Below are 18,537 nucleotides of genomic sequence, written 5' to 3'. Positions count from 1 at the left end.
CAGGCCACCAGCCGTGCTTCCCCGTCCACCCCTGCGGACTCCTGGCGCTGATCCAGGTCGGCGGCTTCGGCATCATGACTTCGGCATTCCTGCTGGCGCTGCTGGTCTCCGGCGAGCTGCGGCTGCGTATGCAGCTCACCGCGGCAGCCGAGACCAAAGGCCTCGGCATCGGCGACGTTCGCCGCGTCCTTCTCGGCGTCGCGGGCTGCACGCTGATCGTCGAGTTGGCGGTGGGTGCGTTCCTGGCCCTGCGGCTGCGCTTCGGATACGGCGGTCCCTCGCCGAAGCCGCCTACTCCGGCTTCTTCCACGCGATCTCGGCGTTCGACAACGCCGGCTTCGGACTGCACGGGGACAGCCTGACCCCGTACGCCCAGACCCCGTGGATCACGCTGGCGATCGCGGTGGCCGTGATCCTCGGAGGCGTCGGCTTCCCCGTCCTGCCGGAACTCCTGCGCCACCGTACCCGGCGCCGCACGACGGGCCGCCGCAACTGGTCCCCGCACACCCGACTGACGCTCGTCACCAGCGCCGCTCTGCTGTCCGTCCGCACCGTGCTCACCTGCCTCAGGTGACGAGACAAGACAGGGGCGGTATCAGAGAGGGCGAGGAAGGCAGCGCACCGTCCTCGCCCTTCCAGGATCAGGCTTCGGGCGCTGCTGCAGCCCGGCCGTGTGCCTGGTCCCTTACGACCCTTCCGCGTTCAGCATCTGCCGCATCTGGGTGATCTCGGCGGTCTGGGAGGTGATGATGGCGTCGGCCAGATCCTTCGCGGGGACGTAGGCGCCTTGCTGCTTCTCGGTCTTGGCCATGTCGATCGCGCCTTCGTGGTGCTCGATCATCATTGTCAGGAACATGGTGTCGAAGGCGCCTCGGGCCTTGTCCAGCCGGTTCATGTCCTGGTCGTCCATCATCCCTGGTATGCCGGAGCCGTCGACGCCGTGGTACATGCCGTCCATGCCCATGCCGGTGGGGACCTTCTCGCCCCAGGCCTTGAGCCAGCCGGACATGGTCTCGATCTCCGGGACCTGCGCCCTTTTGATCTTGTCTGCGAGTGCCTTGACGTCGGCGGAGGCGCTGCGGGCGGCCACCATGTCGGACATCAGTACGGCCTGGCGGTGGTGGGGGATCATCCCCTGTGCGAACGCGACGTCCGCCTGGTTGTGCCGGTCGGCCTCCGACACCGCCGGTGCGGTCGTGGTCGCAGGAGTGGTACCCGCCGTGTTCGTGCTGTCGTCGCTGCCGCACGCGGCCAGGACCAGGCCGACGGCGACCGCGGTGGCCGCCAGTGCAGCGCGGCGCGGCAGGGATCGGTTCGTGTTCATTTCGCTGAGCTCCAGTGATCGGATACGGGAGAGTAGGGCCGGGCGGTCCGTGGTCGGCGCCCTCGGGCGCGTGCCACGGGAGGAGCCCCTACATCCGTAGGATCTGGAGTTCGGCGAGCATGGGTGGTGCCCGCCCTCCGGCGGGTTCGTAGGCCAGCGCGACCGACAGCGCGGCCGGAGTGTCGGCGATGCCGCTCGGCAGGCCGGTGAGGGGTGCGGTGTCCGGAGCGGCGATGCCGGGGGATCCGGGCAGGGCCGCAGATGCGCACATCTGGTCCGCGTGGCCGCCGTGGCGGGTCATACCCGGGTCATCCTCGGGGCAGAGGTACTGCGGGCCGATCGACGCCGCCGCCACGTGGTGGGACATGTGCTCGGTGGCGCCCGTCGACGGCTGCGCGGCAGTGCCCAAAGCGTGCATGCCCAGTAGCCCGAGGGTGACCCCGAGAACGAGCAGCAGCCTGAGCCTCAGCATCGGCTGGGGCCGCGGCGGCGTGCGGGGCTCGCGGACGGTCACATTTCCCACGGTAGGACGCACTCGTGCCTGCCGCAGCGCAGCGCGGCCACGGCCCCGTAACCGGACATCGTCGTCGCCTCCATCTGCCGGGTACGCAGGAACCGGGCGGGGCAGGCGGGGGCGTTTGAGGGCAACGGCGTTGACGGCGACGACGATGCCGGATCCGGACATGGACAGGGCCGCGATCTCGGGGCGGAGTGGGCCGGCACCGACTGGGGCGCAGTGGTAGCGGCACTCGGTCACCCATCAGCGCAGCTCCGCCAGCGAGGTCTGGCGCGGGTTGAAGACGGCGGTGGCCGGCTGCGCCATCGGTACGTGACGTGAGACGTGAGGACCTGCGGTAGGTCGCTGAGGCGGTACCAGTTGCTGGGGCAGCGCTCCAAGACGTGTGCAGCGACTTGACGTCCGCATGAGCCGATTGCACCTTCTCGGCGTCCCGGCCGCTCCCGAGAGTGATGGGATCAGCGCTTCCGGGGGGTGAGGGCCAGCCGGCCGAGGGTGACGGCGATCAAACCCAGGAGTATGGCGAAGTAGGCGCCGCCGAGCCCGTTGCCGGTGCCGAGACCACCGTCGGCGGTGGCCGCCACCGTCCCGCCGACGACCATGGCGACCGTACCGGCCACGAGAGCCGTGACCGCTCCGTTACGCCCGGCCCACGTGACGAGGCGCCCACGGGTGTCGACGCGGGCCAGCGCGAGGGCTCCGGCCACCGAGCCGAGGAAGCCTGCCAGCGCCGACAGGGAGGCCCCGACCCTGCCTGCGCTCACGGTGTAGACGCTTGCGGCGACCTGCTGGACCGGGGTGTCAGCGGCGGCCGGTTCGGCGAACGCGAGACCGCCGATCAGGAAGGCAGCGGCCAGGGAGAGGACGGATCGATCGAACACGGGAGCCCGCCTTTCTGAGAGGGTCAGAACTGGTTGTTGGTGAGATCGCCGGCGATGGTGGCTCGTTGAGTCCAGCGCCGGGATCGACCTGGCAGGGGTTCACCAGGCGGCGGCCAGGACCTGGCCGCCGGGCGCAGCGCCAGGTGCGGGAGCAGTGACGAGGCGAGAAGCAGGGTGCTCAGGGCGAACATCACCACGCCCAGGGGGACATGGAACGAAGGCACGTGCGCCACGCCCAGCGCGACCTGTGCCGAGGCGAGGAGGAGAAAGCCGGCGGCGTACAGGACGGGGCGGGGGGATCCGCCGCCCGGGCGCCATGCCAGGATCGTGGCGAGCAGGAACAGCATGGCGGCCGCGTACATCACCTTCGATCCGATGTCGTGCATCAGATAGCCGTGGGACGAGGTCAGCAGCATGCCTGCGGTGACCGACTGGAAGAAGAGTGTCAGGGTCTGGAGTGCTGCCGTGGTCCGGAGGAAGGTGCGGCCGCGCGACGCGGCGGTGTTCGTCTGTCTGCCCATGGCGGGGTTCCTCTCGTGTGGTGTGCGGCGATCGGCGGGCGGTTCCGAGCCGCCGACGTCAGCGGAGGGTGAGCGGGGTCTCGGAGGTGAGGTGGGTCAGCTTCTCGGGGTTGCGCACGAAGTAGAGGCCGCAGATGCGGGCGTCCTCGACCCGGACGGTCATGACGCCGTCGAGTTCGCCGCCCACGTACACGGCGAGCGCGGGGCTGCCGTTGACCGCGGTGGGCTCCCAGGTGATCGTGGCCTCGACCTTGGCGGAGCCGCCGAGCCAGAAGCGGACGATCTTCTCGGCGCCGGTGACCGGATGCAGCGCGGCCCTCTTGAGGCCGCCGCCGTCGCTGAGTAGAACCACATCGGGGGCGAGTACGTCGAGGAGGTCCTGTGGATTCCCGGTCTCGACGGCACGCTGGAAGGACTCAAGGGCCGCCCGGGTCTCGCGCACGGAGGCGGTTCTGCGGGGGCGGCGGGCGCCGACGTGCTTTCGGGCGCGGTGCGAGATCTGGCGGACCGCGTCGGGGCTCTTGCCGATGGCCTCGGAGATCTCGTCGTAGTCGACCTCGAAGACCTCGCGCAGTACGAACACGGCTCGTTCGGTGGGGGAGAGGCTTTCCAGGACGAGCATCATCGCGATCGACATGCTCTCGGCGAGATCGATGTCCTCGGCCACGTCCGGCGTGGTGATCAGCGGTTCGGGCAGCCACTGGCCGACGTACGCCTCGCGGCGGCGTTTCAGGGTGCGCAGCCGGTTGAGCGCCTGCCGGGTCGTGATCCGCACCAGGTAGGCCCGCTGGTCGCTCACGTGTCCCAGATCGGCCTTGACCCAGCGCAACCAGGTCTCTTGGAGGACGTCTTCGGCGTCGACCGCCGATCCGAGCATCTCGTAGGCGACGGTGAAGAGCAGGTTGCGGTGGGCGACGAACGCTTCGGTCGCCGGGTCGGTGGTGTGGTCGGTCACTTCTCGATCCTTCTTCCTCGAATGCCTTGTCAGGCTGTCGGCCCCGCCGCTGGCCGACGCCTGCCGCCGTCGGCCAGCGGCGGTTACCTGCGGTGGTCGGCCGTGGGCCGGGGGGCAGACTTCTACGTCGGTGTTCTCGGCCCTGGGCTGCTATTCCGTTTCCAGGGAGCGGCCCCTCTTCTCAAGGGACGGGGCCGGCGCGGCGGTTACGTGATGCTTGCGCTTGGGCATGCCGAACGTCGGGTGCCAGGTGCCCCACAACGACATCCTCACGATGCCCGACTTGATCCTCGCGGCCTTCCGGCCGCCCAGGTACTTCGCCCTCGCCCGCGCTTCGTGATCGACCATCTGCAGGATCGCGTCCCGGCGCCCGAGGCTGATGTGGTTGCCGACGTACTCCAGCTTGGTGTGCGCGACCTTGCCGCCGGTGAGGCGTGCCACGATCGCGTTCGTGGCCTGCCGTCCGGTGTAGCCGGCTGAGGCACAGGACATCGGCAGTGGCAGGCCGTTGTCGCCGACGGCGTAAGCGCTGTCCCCGACGGCGTAGACGTCCGGGTGCGAGACCGACCGCATGGTGCGGTCGACGACGATCCGGCCCTCCCCGGTGACCTCGAGCCCGCCGGCGGCGGCGAGGGGGGTGACGGCGAACCCGGCCGTCCACACAGTCGCGTCGGATGCCAGGGCGGTGCCGTCGGCGCACCGCACCCGTGTCGCCTCGACGGCGTCGACCTCGGTGTGCTCCAGAACGGTGACGCCGAGCCGGTCGCACACGCGGCGCAGGTGGTTGCGGGCCCCCGTGGAGAGGGGGGTGCCGAGCTTGCCGCGGGCGATCAGCGTTACCGACAGGCCAGGGCGGGACTCGGCGATCTCGGTGGCGGTCTCGATCCCGGTCAGCCCGTCGCCGACGACCACCACCCTCCCGCCCTCGCCCCGCGCCTCCAGACCGTCCAGACGGTCGCGCAGCCGCAGCGCGGAGGGCCGGGTAGCGACGTCGAAGGCGTGCTCGGCGACACCGGGGACACCGTGGTCGGCGCCGTGGCTGCCGAGCGCGTAGACGAGGGTGTCGTAGCCGACCTCGCCGCTGCCGCCGGTGACGGCCACGGTGACGGACTTGCGCGCGGGGTCGACGTCGGTGACCCGGGCCAGTCGCAGCCGGATCCCGGTTCCCTCGAAGACGTCGGCAAGGCGCGGGGCCTCGATTGCCTGGCCGGCCGCGAGCTGGTGCAGTCGCAGCCGCTGCACGAAGTCCGGCTCGGTGTTGACCACGGTGATCTCGGCATCCGACGGTGCCAGCCGCCGAGCCAGGGTCCCGGCGACGTAGGCCCCGGCGTAACCGGCGCCGAGGACGACGACGCGGTGCTTCGTGCCGTTCCTGTCAGGCATGGCTTCCTCCTCTGTCTCAAGGCGATCGACCACAGGACACCGGACCACCGCCCCTTGTGACAGGAAGTGATCCGGATCACCTTCCGGTGACTCGGTGGGCGGCGGGGAGGTGAGGTGAAGCGTCTTCAAGCGGCTTACTGGACCCGGTCGGCTCTGGGCTGCTGGTCGGTTCTCACGCTCACGGCCGTCCTGGGCGGAGAGATCCACTGCCGGGCCGTGGTGAAGCGCTGCGCGAGGGCGGGCCTGCCCCGCCCTCGCGCACGGTGCCTAACCTCGTGGCATGAAGATCGACTGGAGGGCGGAGTACTTCCGCCTCTTGGACGGCCGCCGTCACGGGTACCGGGACCCCGAGGCCATGCGGCGGGAGGGGTTCCCGCCGGAGCGGAGGCTGACCGAGACGGACCTGCGGGCGGCGGAGGGGGAGCTCGGGATCACGTTCCCGACCGAGTACCGCGAGCACCTCTTGCGGCACGGGAACCCCGAAAGGGGTTCAAGCGGCTGTGGCGCGGCCCGCGGGGCTGCGGCTGGTACGGCGACACCCACACCAACTACGACCTGCTGACCGAGCCGTTCCCGCACCCCGACTCGTACCGCGCCTACGACGACGAGCTCGACGAGCGCGAGCCGCCCCGCGAGGACGGGGAGGCCTGGGAGGAGTGGGACTGCGAGGGCGGGTGCCCAGGTACCGTCACGCACGCCGGCTGCACCACTGCGGGGCTCCTGTGGCCGTGGTATCGCGAAGAGGCGCGCAGTGGAGCAGTTCGCCGGGAGCCCTGCGCGGCCAGCGGGGCCGATACACCCAGACCGTGCGTCCCGTGCGCCTGTCCTTCCGTCCGGCACCCAGAGCCGAAGGGCCCTGCGACCTCGGCCCAACGGGCCCTCACCGCCGGTACCGCACGGCCTGCCACCGGGGACTGTTGCCGTCCGGGTTCAGCCGGCCGCGAGTGACAGGGTTCATGTGCTCCCCGGCGTCACGCAGACGCCGGGGAGCACGCCATGTGCCTTGCTTTCCGCGGCACTTCGAAACCGACCTCACGGGGGCTCCATGTCTTTTCACGTTGACTCCGAGACGGGCCGTCTGAAGCAGGTCATCCTGCACCGGCCGGACTTGGAACTGAAGCGGCTCACTCCCACGAACAAGGACGCGCTCCTCTTCGACGACGTGTTGTGGGTCAAACGCGCCCGCGAGGAGCACGACGCCTTCGCCGACACGCTGCGCGACCGCGGAGTGCGTGTCCATCTCTTCGCGGACCTGCTGACCGAGACGCTGGAACTGCCCGCCGCTCGGCAGCTGATCATGGGTCGCGTCTTCGACGAGCGCGAGTTCGGGGCCTTGGCCACCGACCACTTCCGTGCCTATTTCGACTCCCTTGAGCCTACCGCGCTGACCGCCTGCCTCATCGGTGGTGTCACCAAGGGTGAACTGCTCAAGCGCGTCGGGACCACTCCGAGTGTCCGGCTCCATGCCATGGCACCCGACGACTTCCTCCTCGCACCGCTGCCCAACCACCTGTTCACGCGCGACACATCGTGCTGGGTGTACGACGGGGTGAGCATCAACCCGATGAGCAAGCGGGCCCGCCGCCGTGAAACGGTCCACTTCGAGGCCGTCTACCGCCACCACCCCCTCTTCGACAAGAGCGAGTTCCACCGGTGGACCGAGGGTGAGGGGGCCTACCCCGCCACCATCGAGGGTGGCGACGTCCTCGTCATCGGCAATGGCGCCGTACTCGTCGGCATGAGCGAGCGCACCACCCCGCAGGCCGTGGAGAACCTGGCACTGCGCATGTTCGCCGCGGGCTCCGCCCGGCGGGTGGTGGCGATCAACATGCCCAAGCGCCGCAGCTTCATGCACCTGGACACCGTGATGACGATGGTCAGCGGTGACACCTTCACCCGTTACGCCGGCCTGGGCATGCTGCCGGTGTCCACGATCGAACCCGGCACGGGCGGGCAGGGACTGAAGATCACGGACCACGCACCCGAGTACATGGACCAGGCCATCGCGGACGCCCTGGGCCTGCCGTCCATCAACGTGCTCACACCCAGCCAGGACGTGCGCTCCGCCGAGCGGGAGCAATGGGACGACGGCTGCAACGTGCTGGCCGTGGAGCCCGGGGTGGTCGTCGCCTACGAGCGCAACGTCACCACCAACACCCACCTGCGCAAGAACGGGATCGAGGTCATCACCGTACGCGGCAGCGAGCTCGGCCGAGGCCGTGGCGGCCCTCGGTGCATGAGCTGCCCCATCGAACGAGAAGCCGCCTGACGCACTCCGGCGCCCGGACACCCCACCTCTGCCATACCCCTGACACACGCCCCGAGGAGCCAGAGCATGACCGTCGACCTGAGCCACCGCACCTTCCTCAAGGAACTCGACTTCACCCCGGTGGAGTTCCGCCACCTGCTGGAGCTGTCCGCACAAATCAAAGCGGACCGCCGCAGCGGTTGCGAGGAGCAGAGGCTGCGCGGCAAGAACATCGCCGTCATCTTCGAGAAGACCTCGACCAGGACCCGCTGCGCGTTCGAAGTGGCCGCCCACCAGCAGGGCGCGCACGTGACCTACCTGGAGCCCTCGAGCTCACAGCTCGGACACAAGGAGTCGATCAAGGACACCGCCCGGGTGCTGGGCCGCTACTACGACGGCATCGAATACCGGGGTAGCGACCAGCGCCTGGTGGAGGAGCTGGCCCGGTACGCCGGCGTGCCGGTGTGGAACGGGCTGACCGACCAGTGGCATCCCACCCAGTCGCTCGCCGACGTGCTCACCATGTGGGAGCACACCGACAAGCCGCTGCACCAGGTTTCCTTCGCCTATCTGGGGGATGCCCGGAACAACGTCGGCAACTCCCTGCTGATCACCGGGGCAATGCTTGGCATGGACGTACGCATGGTCGGTCCCGGCTCCCTGCACAATGCCCCGGAGACAGTGGACGAGGCACGCAAGGTGGCAGCCGGCACCGGCGCGCGGATCACGCTCACCGAGGACGTGGCCGAAGGCGTGGCCGGGGTCGACTTCGTCTACACCGACGTCTGGCTGTCGATGGGGGAGCCGCCGGAGCTGTGGGACGAACGCATCGCCCTGCTCAAGCCGTACCAGGTGACCTCCGCCGTCCTTCAGGCGACCGGGAACCCGCGGGTGAAGTTCATGCACTGCCTTCCCGCCTTCCACAACGGCGACACCACCGTCGGCGCGAAGATCGCCGCCCGCACCGGCATGACCGCGCTGGAGGTCACCGACGAGGTCTTCGAGTCCTCCCACTCCATCGTGTTCGACCAGGCCGAGAACCGGCTCCACACCATCAAGGCGGTTCTCGTCGCCACCCTCGCCGACTGACCCGGCCGCCCCCCACCCCCTGGAGAACACTCATGCGTGTCGTCGTCGCCCTGGGTGGCAACGCCCTGCTCCGTCGCGAGGAGCGCCCGGACGCCGCCGTGCAACTCGCCAACGTCCGCGCCGCCGTGGCGGCCCTCGCCCCGCTCGCCCACGAGCACGAGCTCGTCATCACCCACGGCAACGGGCCCCAGGTCGGCGTCCTCGCACTGGAAAGCGCCGCAGACCGCTCCCTGAGCAGCCCCTACCCCTTCGACGTCCTGGGCGCGGAGACCCAGGGCATGATCGGCTACTGGCTCCTGCAGTCCCTGCAGAACGCCCTTCCCGGCCGCCAGATGTGCGCCCTGCTGAACCAGACCCTGGTCTCCGCGGCCGACCCCGCCTTCGCCGACCCGGCCAAGTTCGTCGGCCCCGTCTACGGACGGGATGAGGCCGAACGGCTGGCGGCCGACCGGGGCTGGACGGTCAGGCAGGACGGCACGCACTGGCGGCGTGTCGTACCTTCACCCCGCCCACAGAGGGTCGTGGAGACCCGACTGATCCGGCTGCTGCTCCAGTCGGGAGCGGTGGCCGTGTGCGCCGGAGGCGGCGGCGTACCGGTCGTCCGGGACGGACAGGGGCAGTTGACCGGAGTCGAAGCGGTGGTGGACAAGGACCTCACCGCGGCCCTCCTGGCCGAGGCGCTCGACGCCGACGCCCTGCTGCTGCTCACCGACGTCCCCCACGTCTCCCTCCACTACGGCACCCCTGAGGCCGAACCCATAGGACGAACCACCCCCGCAGCGCTGCGAGCCCAGCACTTTCCGGCGGGATCGATGGGCCCCAAGGTCGACGCCGTGTGCCGGTTCGTGGAACTCACGGGCGGCACGGCAGCCATCGGCGCCCTCCAAGACGCCCGAGCCATCCTCGACGGGACCGCCGGCACCGTCGTCACACCCACCGGCCGCGACCTCGACGGCCGCCTCGACGCACATGAGGACCTGACATGAGCCTCGGCACCACCCCCAGAGCCCCCGAGCCCACCGCCGACAAGGCCGGCACCGCACCCACGAAGCGGCGCTTGTCGTTCCCCTCCGCGTTCACCGTCCTGATAGCGGTCACCGTCGCGGTCTGGGCCCTTACCTTCGTGCTGCCCGCCGGACGCTACGACACCAAGGACGGCAGCCCCGTTCCCGGCACCTACCGGTCGGTGGAGGTGACCACCGGCTTCTGGGAGCGGCTCAAGGACCTGTTCCTCTCACCGGTCAACGGCCTGTACGGCGTCACCGACACCCAGAGCGGTCTCACCACACCCGGTGGCACCGGAACCTTCGCGGGCGCCGCTGGAGTGTTCCTCTTCATCCTGGCCGTGGGAGCCTTCATCACCGTCACCATGCGCACCGGAGCCCTCACCGCCGGGGTGGCCCGTCTCGCTCAACGCCTGCGCCACCACAGAGCGGTGCTGCTCGTCGTCCTGCTGGCGGTGTTCTCCCTCGGCGGCACCACCTACGGCATGGCGGAGGAAACCCTCGGCTTCTACGGGCTCATGATCCCCCTGATGCTCGGCCTGGGCTACGACCGCATGGTCGCCGCGACCGTCATCATGGTCGGCGCCGGAGTCGGCACCCTCGCCTCCACCGTGAACCCGTTCGCCACCGGAGTGGCCTCCGACAGCGCCGGCATCGGCACCGGAGACGGCATCCTGCTGCGCCTGGCGATGTGGGCCTGCCTGACGACGCTGGCAGCCGCGTACCTGCTGCGCTACGCCCGCCGCATCACCGCCGACCCCTCACGCTCCCTGACCCCGCTCACCGAGGACGACCGTCGTCTCCAGACCGAAGGCGGCGACCAGGTGGAGCTCACCAGTCGTCAGCGCACCGTCCTGGGCCTCTTCGCAGCCACCTTCCTCTTCATGATCTTCGCCGTGGTCCCCTGGACCGATCTGCACGTCACCTTCCTGCCCACACTCGGTTGGTACTTCCCCGAGCTCGCCGCCCTTTTCATCGTCGCGGCCGTCCTCGTCGGGCTGATCGGAGGCTTGCGGGAGAAGGGCACCGCGGAGGCCGTCACCGCCGGAGCGGGAGACTTCATCGGCGCGGCCGTGATCGTCATGCTGGCCAGGGGTGTCACCGTCATCATGAACAACGCCAGCGTCACCGACACCATCCTCAACACCCTGCATGGGGCGGTGTCCGGCACATCGTCCGGCGTGTTCGCCGTCCTGATGTTCGTGGTGAACCTCCCCCTGGCGTTCTTCGTCCCCTCCTCCTCCGGCCACGCCGCCCTCGCCATGCCGATCCTCGCGCCGCTGGCCGACTTCGCCGGAGTCAGCCGAGCCCTGGTGGTCACCGCCTACCAGTCGGCCTCGGGATGGGTGAACCTCATCACCCCCACTTCCGCTGTCGTCATGGGCGGCCTTGCCCTGGCCAAGGTCCGCTACGACCAGTATCTGCGCTTCATAACGCCCCTCATGGGCATGCTGCTGGTGGCGGTAGCCGGCTTCCTGGCACTCGGCGCGGCCCTGAGCTGAGTCCCGTCACGATGTCCCGGGCCCGGCAGCCCGATTCTCGGCCTGTCGGGCCCACCACTGTGTCCACCGCGCGTTGCGGGCCTCATGGGTGCGTCGGACGGGCCATCAGGCCCTTGGAGCTGCTCCACTGTTCGGTGACAGTGAGATCTGGCAGGGGCAGGGTGCCCATCAGCCGTTCCAAGGAGGTGGGCCACATGCTCGGACTGCTGGCCATCGGAGCCGTCACATCGATCGGGCTCGGCGCGATTCTCGTGTTCGCCGTCGACTGGCAGTGGGACGGTGCTGACCGGCCACTGGTGGGACTGATCATGATGGCGGTCGGGATGCTCGCCCTTGTCGCCGCCACGAACATGTACGGCCATGACTCCCACTCCGGGAAGGCATCGTGAGCCCGCCCCCTCCGCGCGGAATGGACAGTAACGGTGTCCATCCAGTCTGCCGCGTACAGAGCAGGCACGTGGCTGTGGTCCGCCCGGGCAGAGCAGGGTGGGCCCATCCGGCCCTTACCGCGCGGCTTTTGCCGTGTCAGCGTCTGAGGCGGCGGGTGCACTTCCGACCATGGGGTCGGTGGACTCGCGGGAGGTCCCATGTCCCGGGGCGCTGCTGAGACGGTCCGCACTCCTGCGACGCGGCGCGTCGCATGTTTCGGCTACGCCGGCCCGGCTCCCGCCTGCCGCCCGCGACCACACACGACGGAGGAAGCATGCGCAAGGACGAGCGGCCGGACGGCGTACCGCTGACCGACGAGGAGCTCAGTGCGCTGGATGCGCACTGGAGGGCCGCCAACTACCTTTCGGCGGGCCAGATCTACTTGATGGACAACCCTCTGCTGAAGAAGCCGCTGGAACCGGTGCACATCAAACCGCGGCTGCTCGGCCACTGGGGCACCTCCCCGGGGCTCAATCTCGTGCACACCCACCTCAACCGGATCATCAAGCGGCACGGCATCGACGCACTCTGCGTCTGGGGTCCCGGACACGGCGGGCCGGCCGTTCTCGCCAACTCCTGGCTGGAGGGCAGCTACAGCGAGGTCTACCCGGACGTGAGCCGTGACGAGGACGGCATGGCGCGGCTGTTCCGGCAGTTCTCCTTCCCCGGCGGAGTGCCGAGCCATGTGGCGCCCGAAACCCCCGGCTCGATCCACGAGGGCGGCGAACTGGGCTATTCCCTGTCGCACGCCTACGGCGCCGCCCTGGACAACCCGGACCTGCTGGTGGCGTGCGTCATCGGCGACGGCGAGGCGGAGACGGGACCGCTGGCCGCCTCCTGGCACTCCGACAAGTTTCTCGACCCCGTCCACGACGGAGCGGTCCTGCCCATCCTCCACCTCAACGGATACAAGATCGCGAACCCCACCGTGCTTGCGCGGATGCCGGAGACGGAGCTCGACGAGCTGCTGCGCGGCTACGGTCACGATCCCCTGCACGTAACCGGTGATGACCCGCACCAAGTCCACCAGGCCATGGCAGCCGCGATGGACACGGCCCTCGACCACATCCGGCGCATCCAGCAGCAGGCCCGAACCGGCGCCCCCGCCGGACGGCCGCGCTGGCCGGTGATCGTCCTGCGCACGCCCAAGGGCTGGACCGGCCCCGCCGAGGTCGACGGCGTGCCCGTCGAGGGTACCTGGCGTTCCCACCAGGTGCCCCTGGCGCAAGTCCGCGACAACGACGACCACCGGGCCCAACTGGAAGCGTGGCTGCGCTCGTACCGTCCCGAGGAGCTCTTCGACGAGACCGGCCGGCCGAGCCCCCAGGTGCTGGAATGCGTGCCGGAGGGCGAACGGAGGCTCGGTGCGACACGCCACGCCAACGGCGGCCTGCTCCTGCGGGACCTGCCCCTGCCTCCGCTCGAAGGCTTCGCCGTCCCCGTGGACCGGCCCGGCGCGACCCGCCACGAGCCGACCGGGGTACTCGGACAGTTCCTCGAAAGCGTCATGGCATCCACCGGCGAGCGCCGCGACTTCCGCCTCGTCGGCCCCGACGAGACCGCCTCGAACCGCCTCCAGGCCGTGTACGAGGCGAGCGGCAAGGCATGGCAGGACCCGGTCCTGGACACTGATGAGCATCTCGACCGGCACGGCCGGGTGATGGAGATCCTCTCCGAGCACACGTGCCAGGGCTGGCTGGAGGGCTACCTTCTGACGGGCCGGCACGGGCTGTTCTCCTGTTACGAAGCCTTCGCCCACATCGTCGACTCCATGGTCAACCAGCACATCAAATGGCTCAAGACCTCACGCGCCCTGCACTGGCGCGCACCCATCGCCTCCCTCAACTACCTGCTGACGTCCCATGTGTGGCGCCAGGACCACAACGGCTTCTCCCACCAGGACCCCGGCTTCGTCGACCACGTCCTGAACAAGAGCCCCGAGGTCGTCCGCGTCTACCTGCCCCCGGACGCCAACACCCTGCTGTCCGTCGCCGACCACGCGTTGCGCAGTCGTGACTACGTGAACGTGATCGTGGCCGGCAAGCAGCCGTGCTTCGACTGGCTCTCCCTGGAGGACGCCCGCGCGCACTGCGCCCGCGGCGCCGGTGTGTGGGAATGGGCAGGCAGCGAGCACGGAACGCGCGACCCCGAGGTCGTCCTTGCCTGCGCCGGCGACGTACCCACCCAGGAGACCCTCGCGGCGGCCGGCCTCCTGCGGCGCCATCTGCCCCAGCTCGCCGTGCGCGTGGTGAACGTCGTCGACATGACCCGGCTCATGCCCCACGAGGAGCACCCGCACGGCATGACCGACCTGGAATTCGACGCCCTGTTCACCCGCGACAAGCCGGTGATCTTCGCCTACCACGGCTACCCCTGGCTCGTGCACCGCCTCGCCTACCGCCGCGCCGGACACCCGAACCTCCACGTCCGCGGCTACAAGGAGATGGGCACCACGACGACCCCCTTCGACATGGTCGTACGCAACGACCTCGACCGCTACCGCCTCGTGATGGACGTGATCGACCGCGTGCCCGGCCTCGCCGTTCGGGCCGTGAGCGTACGGCAGGCCATGGCGGACGCCCGCGTCCGCCACCACGCCTGGATCCGAGAGCACGGCACTGACATGCCCGAAGTCGCCGACTGGACCTGGGGCTACGACCGGCACCCGGCCTGATCCCACCGTCCACACGCCGTGACCCCGGACGTCTCGGGCAGGCCGCCGCAGCACCCAGCGCGGCCTCGCCCGACCCGCAGAACCGCTCAGGGGCGGGAGTCGAGCCCGCGCTTGCACATCACGTCAGCCTCCCCTGCGGAGCGGGAGGCGACCGCGACGCGGCGGCGGGTGCCGCCGCTCGTGCAGTGCCTTTCGGCGTCTGCGGGGGTCCAACGGCCCGGGCACCCCCCACCCGGCTCCCGGCATTTTCAAGTACTTGGGGCATCCCGCGTGCCCGCAGCCACACCGGGCCGTCCGGCTCGCCGCACGCGCCAGGCCGACCGCCTGGTGCCTTTCGGCGACAGCGGCACATCCCTGATGAGGTGTGACGCGTGGCGCACCAGCGGCAGAACCGGGTACGGGCTTCGACGATCGGCAGGGTGTGGGCGGTCAGGGGGCAGGCCTCGAAGCGGTGGACGAGTTCGGCGCTGCGCCTGGGGCGGGTGATGATCGGCAGCGCGCCTTCTTCCATGGCCAGTTCCTTCCATGGCCAGGGGCTCAGCATCCGGGCAAACTTGCCCCAGCGTTCCGGAAGGTCCGACTGCTATAGCTCGCTCGGCCGTACGGACGAGGCGTCTTGCCGGTCGGCCGCCAGCCGGTTGACCACGCCGACGACGCCGTCGACCCGCCATGCGGCCCGGATCAGCGCCATGGTGTCGATCTCAGGTCCGGCGGCGCCCTCAATGGTGACGACCCCGTCTCGGACATCTATGTGGAGTTTGCCGGCGTCGTCAGCGGGACCGTGGAGGCAGACAGCGCCGGCTACGTCTTCGCGGATCTCCTCGTCGGTGCGCAGGAAGACGCTCAGGAGGTCGCGGCGTGTGGTGATGCCGATGAGACGGTCCTCCTCGTCCACGACGGGTAGCCGGTCGATGTGGCGGCGTTCCATGATGCGCGCCGCGTCGACCACGCGCTGCTCGGGATGCACGGTGACCGCGGGACTCGACATCAGCCCGCCGGCCGTCAGGGCCGGGGCGGTGGGGCGAGCGCGGGCGATCCGCCTCAGGGCTCCCAGCACGCGGTCCCGGCCGGCCCCGGTCCGGCCGCGAGCCGCCTGTTCCCGGGTCAGGTCGGTCCGCGAGACCACGCCCATGACCTTGTCGTCGTCGTCCACCACCGGCAGACCGCTGACGCGGTGGGACGTGAGCAGGCGGGCCAGCTCCTTGAGGGAGGTGTCCGGATGTGCCTTGACCACTTCGCTCGACATCACTTCGCCCACAGTCCGGTGCTTCACCACGGTTCTCATCTCCATTCGCCTGAACAGCTCTTGGCCTCCGCCCGCGGCACCACGGTCGTCCCCGGCACAAAGGGAATTTGTCCCGGGGCTATCCCGTTCCCGAGTCCTCGATAGACGCCGACGGCCTCGTGCCCGGCTACGAACGGAGGGGGGCTTGACCGGCCGGTCACCGTGGGCCGCGTCAATGTCCGTATGGCACAGCCGGACGCCTCGACGCGGATGCGCACCTGCCAACGGCTCTCTCAGGGTCTTCACCACTGCTGCCTCCATCGCCCGCTCCTCCTGCTTGTCGTCGCCACCAGCGTGGGCCGCGGTGGGGAGGGCGAACAGAACCGGTCAGGACCTGTACCGCGGGCCCTTCGGCCCGTGATCTGTCGGGCCGCTCGGCGTGCGGGAGACGAGGGCCCAATGGCACTGGGACAGCCCCCTTCGACCCCTGCCGCGGGGCAGGCGGGAGCCCGCACGCTGGCACCACCTGCATCGGCACCGGGCCTCCGAACGCTTCCAGGACGTCGCCCGCGTACTGGGCCTGCCCGCCTCCACCCCCGAGGAAGGCGTCGCCTCCTACGCGGCCGCCGTGGAGCGCTGCGCGACGCGGTCGGTATCGCCCCGTCCTTCCGCGCCCTGGGCATCGACGAGACGGCGTATTCGGCGCCCTGCCTCAGCCGGCGCTGAACGCCTACGAGGACCAGTGAGCCCCGGCCAACCCGCGCATGCCGATGCTCGACGACATGCAGGACATCATGCGCGCCGCGTACTACGCCGGGCCCCGGCCACTGCCCTTGACCTGACCCTCCGTCCACCCACACGGCCGATAGGCTGTCCCGGTACGGGCGGGGGATCGACGGAGGAGGCCCGGTGGGTGTGGAGGAGCCGCTGTCGCGGATGCCTCAGATGCGGCTCGACGAGCTGCTGGAGGAACTGCAGGCGCGTATCAACGCCGCGCGAGGCACCCGGGACCGGGTGCACAGCCTGCTGGAGGCGGTCGTCTCGGTGGGCCGCGAACTGGACCTTGCGCAGGTGCTGCGACGGATCGTGGAAGCCGCCGCGCTGCTGGTCGATGCCCAGTACGCGGCGCTCGGAGTGATCGGCCCCGACGGACGGAGCCTGTCGCAGTTCCTCACCGTCGGCCTGACAGAGCAGGAGATCGCCGGGATCGGGCCCCTGCCGGCCGGGCACGGCATCCTCGGCGAGCTCATCCGCAATCCCGAACCGCTCCGCCTGACCGACCTCGGCACCCATGAGGCGTCCTACGGCTTCCCCTCCGACCACCCGCCGATGCGGACGTTCCTCGGCGTGCCCATCCGCGTCCGCGACGAGGTCTTCGGCAACCTCTACCTGACCGACAAGCACGGGGGCATGGACTTCGACGCTGAGGACGAGTCGGTGATCTCCACGCTGTCCGTCGCCGCCGGGGTCGCCATCGACAACGCCCGGCTCTACGAAGCCTCGCAGCGCCAGCAACGCTGGCTGCAGGCGAACGCGGAGATCACCAACAGCCTGCTCTCGGGCAGCCCGCGCCTGGAGGTCCTGGAGCTGATCGCCCGCCGAGCCCGGGAGATCACGGAGGCTACGCTCGCCGACGTGTCCGTGCCCGTGGCCGGTACGGACGACCTCGTCGTCGAGCTGGCCATCGGTGCCGACGACGACACCCGCCGCGGCCTGGTCGTACCGGTCGAAGGCACCCTTTCCGGCGCCGCCTACCAGGCCGGTGCACCCGTGACCACGGCCGGCCTCGCCGAGGACGACCGGTACAGCGCCGGGCCCGGCCGCTTCGACGGCCTGGGCCCGGCGGTCGCCGTCCCCCTGGGCACAGCCGCCAAGGACACCCGGGGAGTGCTGCTGCTGGCCCGCCACCAAGGGGAGCCGGTCTTCGCCGGAGCCGAACTGGAGCCGCTGCTGGCCTTCGCCGGACAGGCCGCGCTCGCCCTCGAGCTGGCCGAACGCCGCAGCGACGCCGAGCAGCTCGCGCTCCTGGAGGACCGCGACCGCATCGCCCGGGACCTGCACGACCTCGCCATACAGCGCCTGTTCGCGACCGGCATGACGTTGCAGAGCGCCGCACGCCTCGTGCAGCACGAGGGCGCCGCCGAACGGGTCTCGCGCGCCGTCGGAGACCTCGACGAGACCATCAAGATCATCCGTTCCACCATCTTCGGCCTGCGAGCCCGCGAGGAGGACACGGGGCCGAGTCTGCGGGCGCGCATAGCCCGCACCGTGGGCGAGACGGCGACTGTGCTCGGGTTCCCGCCCCGCCTGAGCATGGAGGGCCTGCTGGACACGGACGTACCGCCGCAGGTGGCCGATCACGTCACGGCAGCCCTGACCGAAATGCTCAGCAACGCCGCCCGCCACGCACACGCCACCCGGGTGGAGATCGTCCTGCAAGCCACCTCCGACGAAGTCCTCCTCACCGTGACGGACAACGGCAGAGGCATTCCTGCCGACGGCCGGCGCAGCGGCCTGAACAACCTCGAAGAGCGGGCCCGAAAAGTGGGTGGCACCGTGGAGATCGGGCGCCCGGACGAGGGTGGCAGCCGGCTGGTGTGGCGCGCGCCTCTCGCCTCCGGCCCTGGCGATTGATCGCCGGCTTCCCAGCAGGCGAACATCCGATCCTTCCGGTGCAGGCCGGGGACGGCGCCCCGTCCGCGGCCCCACCCGATGTTCTGAGGGCTGCCGTGGAACAGGTGCCCGCAGTCGGGGTGACAGCGGCGTTTGCCGTCGCAGGACTCGG

Annotated in this window: 16 protein-coding genes and 2 pseudogenes; 11 read left to right on the top strand and 7 right to left on the bottom strand. The window is 70.1% G+C overall.

Annotated features, from left to right (window positions below; all coding sequences use genetic code 11):
* The first annotated feature begins 74 nt into the window (after positions 1-74).
* Complete coding sequence (locus tag ABZ532_RS12970) at positions 75-362, top strand: hypothetical protein (RefSeq protein ID WP_361282157.1); 288 nt, start codon at positions 75-77, stop codon at positions 360-362.
* Positions 266-574, top strand: a complete 309-nt coding sequence (locus tag ABZ532_RS12965) for a potassium transporter TrkG (protein ID WP_361282135.1) — start codon at positions 266-268, stop codon at positions 572-574. Before ABZ532_RS12970 ends, ABZ532_RS12965 begins: the two co-directional genes overlap by 97 nt.
* 111 nt (positions 575-685) lie before the next feature.
* Here ABZ532_RS12965 and ABZ532_RS12960 read toward each other — a convergent pair whose 3' ends face one another.
* The 6 genes and pseudogenes from ABZ532_RS12960 to ABZ532_RS12935 form a co-directional block, all read right to left on the bottom strand.
* Positions 686-1,324 (bottom strand): DUF305 domain-containing protein, encoded by a 639-nt coding sequence (locus ABZ532_RS12960; RefSeq protein WP_361281882.1) that lies wholly within the window; start codon positions 1,322-1,324, stop codon positions 686-688.
* An 88-nt stretch (positions 1,325-1,412) separates the two neighbouring features.
* Complete coding sequence (locus ABZ532_RS12955; RefSeq protein ID WP_361281881.1) at positions 1,413-1,838, bottom strand: DUF6153 family protein; 426 nt, start codon at positions 1,836-1,838, stop codon at positions 1,413-1,415.
* Positions 1,839-2,299: 461 nt separating this feature from the next.
* Positions 2,300-2,722: a DUF6223 family protein gene (locus ABZ532_RS12950; protein WP_361281879.1), complete on the bottom strand. Its 423-nt coding sequence runs from the start codon at positions 2,720-2,722 to the stop codon at positions 2,300-2,302.
* Positions 2,723-2,883: 161 nt separating this feature from the next.
* Positions 2,884-3,243 (bottom strand): annotated as a pseudogene (locus tag ABZ532_RS12945) (hypothetical protein); the annotation flags it as partial.
* A 58-nt stretch (positions 3,244-3,301) separates the two neighbouring features.
* On the bottom strand, positions 3,302-4,198 hold the full coding sequence (locus tag ABZ532_RS12940; protein ID WP_361281878.1) for an RNA polymerase sigma-70 factor: 897 nt from the start codon (positions 4,196-4,198) through the stop codon (positions 3,302-3,304).
* Between the two features lie 150 nt (positions 4,199-4,348).
* Positions 4,349-5,581 carry an FAD-dependent oxidoreductase gene (locus ABZ532_RS12935; RefSeq protein WP_361281876.1) on the bottom strand — a complete coding sequence of 411 codons (1,233 nt, stop codon included), beginning with the start codon at positions 5,579-5,581 and terminating at the stop codon, positions 4,349-4,351.
* A 280-nt stretch (positions 5,582-5,861) separates the two neighbouring features.
* Here ABZ532_RS12935 and ABZ532_RS12930 point away from each other — a divergent pair, with 280 nt between their 5' ends.
* From ABZ532_RS12930 to ABZ532_RS12900, 7 genes are all read left to right on the top strand, one after another.
* The gene (locus tag ABZ532_RS12930; protein WP_361281874.1) at positions 5,862-6,143 is read left to right on the top strand and encodes an SMI1/KNR4 family protein; all 282 of its coding nucleotides are present in this window, start codon (positions 5,862-5,864) and stop codon (positions 6,141-6,143) included.
* A gap of 483 nt (positions 6,144-6,626) precedes the next feature.
* Positions 6,627-7,850 (top strand): arginine deiminase, encoded by a 1,224-nt coding sequence (locus ABZ532_RS12925; protein ID WP_361281872.1) that lies wholly within the window; start codon positions 6,627-6,629, stop codon positions 7,848-7,850.
* A 66-nt stretch (positions 7,851-7,916) separates the two neighbouring features.
* Positions 7,917-8,918, top strand: coding sequence for an ornithine carbamoyltransferase (argF, locus tag ABZ532_RS12920; protein ID WP_361281871.1), 1,002 nt, complete (start codon positions 7,917-7,919; stop codon positions 8,916-8,918).
* 32 nt (positions 8,919-8,950) lie between these two features.
* Positions 8,951-9,904, top strand: a complete 954-nt coding sequence (locus ABZ532_RS12915; RefSeq protein ID WP_361281870.1) for a carbamate kinase — start codon at positions 8,951-8,953, stop codon at positions 9,902-9,904.
* A complete protein-coding gene (locus ABZ532_RS12910; RefSeq protein ID WP_361281868.1) occupies positions 9,901-11,424 on the top strand; it encodes a Na+/H+ antiporter NhaC family protein in 1,524 nt (507 codons plus the stop codon). Before ABZ532_RS12915 ends, ABZ532_RS12910 begins: the two co-directional genes overlap by 4 nt.
* Positions 11,425-11,618: 194 nt before the next feature.
* Entirely contained in the window at positions 11,619-11,813 is a 195-nt protein-coding gene (locus ABZ532_RS12905; RefSeq protein WP_361281866.1) for a hypothetical protein, read from the top strand.
* A 314-nt stretch (positions 11,814-12,127) separates the two neighbouring features.
* On the top strand, positions 12,128-14,527 hold the full coding sequence (locus tag ABZ532_RS12900; protein WP_361281864.1) for a phosphoketolase family protein: 2,400 nt from the start codon (positions 12,128-12,130) through the stop codon (positions 14,525-14,527).
* A 583-nt stretch (positions 14,528-15,110) separates the two neighbouring features.
* Here the strand turns inward: ABZ532_RS12900 and ABZ532_RS12895 are convergent.
* Positions 15,111-15,800 carry a CBS domain-containing protein gene (locus ABZ532_RS12895; RefSeq protein WP_361281862.1) on the bottom strand — a complete coding sequence of 230 codons (690 nt, stop codon included), beginning with the start codon at positions 15,798-15,800 and terminating at the stop codon, positions 15,111-15,113.
* 487 nt (positions 15,801-16,287) lie between these two features.
* On the opposite strand from ABZ532_RS12895, the pseudogene ABZ532_RS12890 reads away from it, so the two are divergent.
* Together ABZ532_RS12890 and ABZ532_RS12885 are read left to right on the top strand one after the other, a co-directional pair.
* Positions 16,288-16,594 (top strand): annotated as a pseudogene (locus tag ABZ532_RS12890) (iron-containing alcohol dehydrogenase); the annotation flags it as partial.
* A 103-nt stretch (positions 16,595-16,697) separates the two neighbouring features.
* On the top strand, positions 16,698-18,386 hold the full coding sequence (locus ABZ532_RS12885) for a GAF domain-containing sensor histidine kinase (protein WP_361282133.1): 1,689 nt from the start codon (positions 16,698-16,700) through the stop codon (positions 18,384-18,386).
* Positions 18,387-18,537 lie beyond the last annotated feature (151 nt).

It is taken from the genome of Streptomyces sp. NPDC019396, assembly GCF_040632375.1.
GTDB lineage: Bacteria > Actinomycetota > Actinomycetes > Streptomycetales > Streptomycetaceae > Streptomyces.
This window is presented reverse-complemented; position numbering and strand designations above follow the sequence as displayed.

Coding starts and splice junctions, on each gene's coding strand:
- ABZ532_RS12905 (WP_361281866.1), top strand. CDS start 11,619: ATGCTCGGACTGCTGGCCATCGGAGCCGTCACATCGATCGGGCTCGGC.
- ABZ532_RS12925 (WP_361281872.1), top strand. CDS start 6,627: ATGTCTTTTCACGTTGACTCCGAGACGGGCCGTCTGAAGCAGGTCATC.
- ABZ532_RS12935 (WP_361281876.1), bottom strand. CDS start 5,581: ATGCCTGACAGGAACGGCACGAAGCACCGCGTCGTCGTCCTCGGCGCC.
- ABZ532_RS12930 (WP_361281874.1), top strand. CDS start 5,862: ATGAAGATCGACTGGAGGGCGGAGTACTTCCGCCTCTTGGACGGCCGC.
- ABZ532_RS12885 (WP_361282133.1), top strand. CDS start 16,698: ATGCGGCTCGACGAGCTGCTGGAGGAACTGCAGGCGCGTATCAACGCC.
- ABZ532_RS12915 (WP_361281870.1), top strand. CDS start 8,951: ATGCGTGTCGTCGTCGCCCTGGGTGGCAACGCCCTGCTCCGTCGCGAG.
- ABZ532_RS12910 (WP_361281868.1), top strand. CDS start 9,901: ATGAGCCTCGGCACCACCCCCAGAGCCCCCGAGCCCACCGCCGACAAG.
- ABZ532_RS12960 (WP_361281882.1), bottom strand. CDS start 1,324: ATGAACACGAACCGATCCCTGCCGCGCCGCGCTGCACTGGCGGCCACC.
- ABZ532_RS12900 (WP_361281864.1), top strand. CDS start 12,128: ATGCGCAAGGACGAGCGGCCGGACGGCGTACCGCTGACCGACGAGGAG.
- argF (WP_361281871.1), top strand. CDS start 7,917: ATGACCGTCGACCTGAGCCACCGCACCTTCCTCAAGGAACTCGACTTC.
- ABZ532_RS12970 (WP_361282157.1), top strand. CDS start 75: ATGACTTCGGCATTCCTGCTGGCGCTGCTGGTCTCCGGCGAGCTGCGG.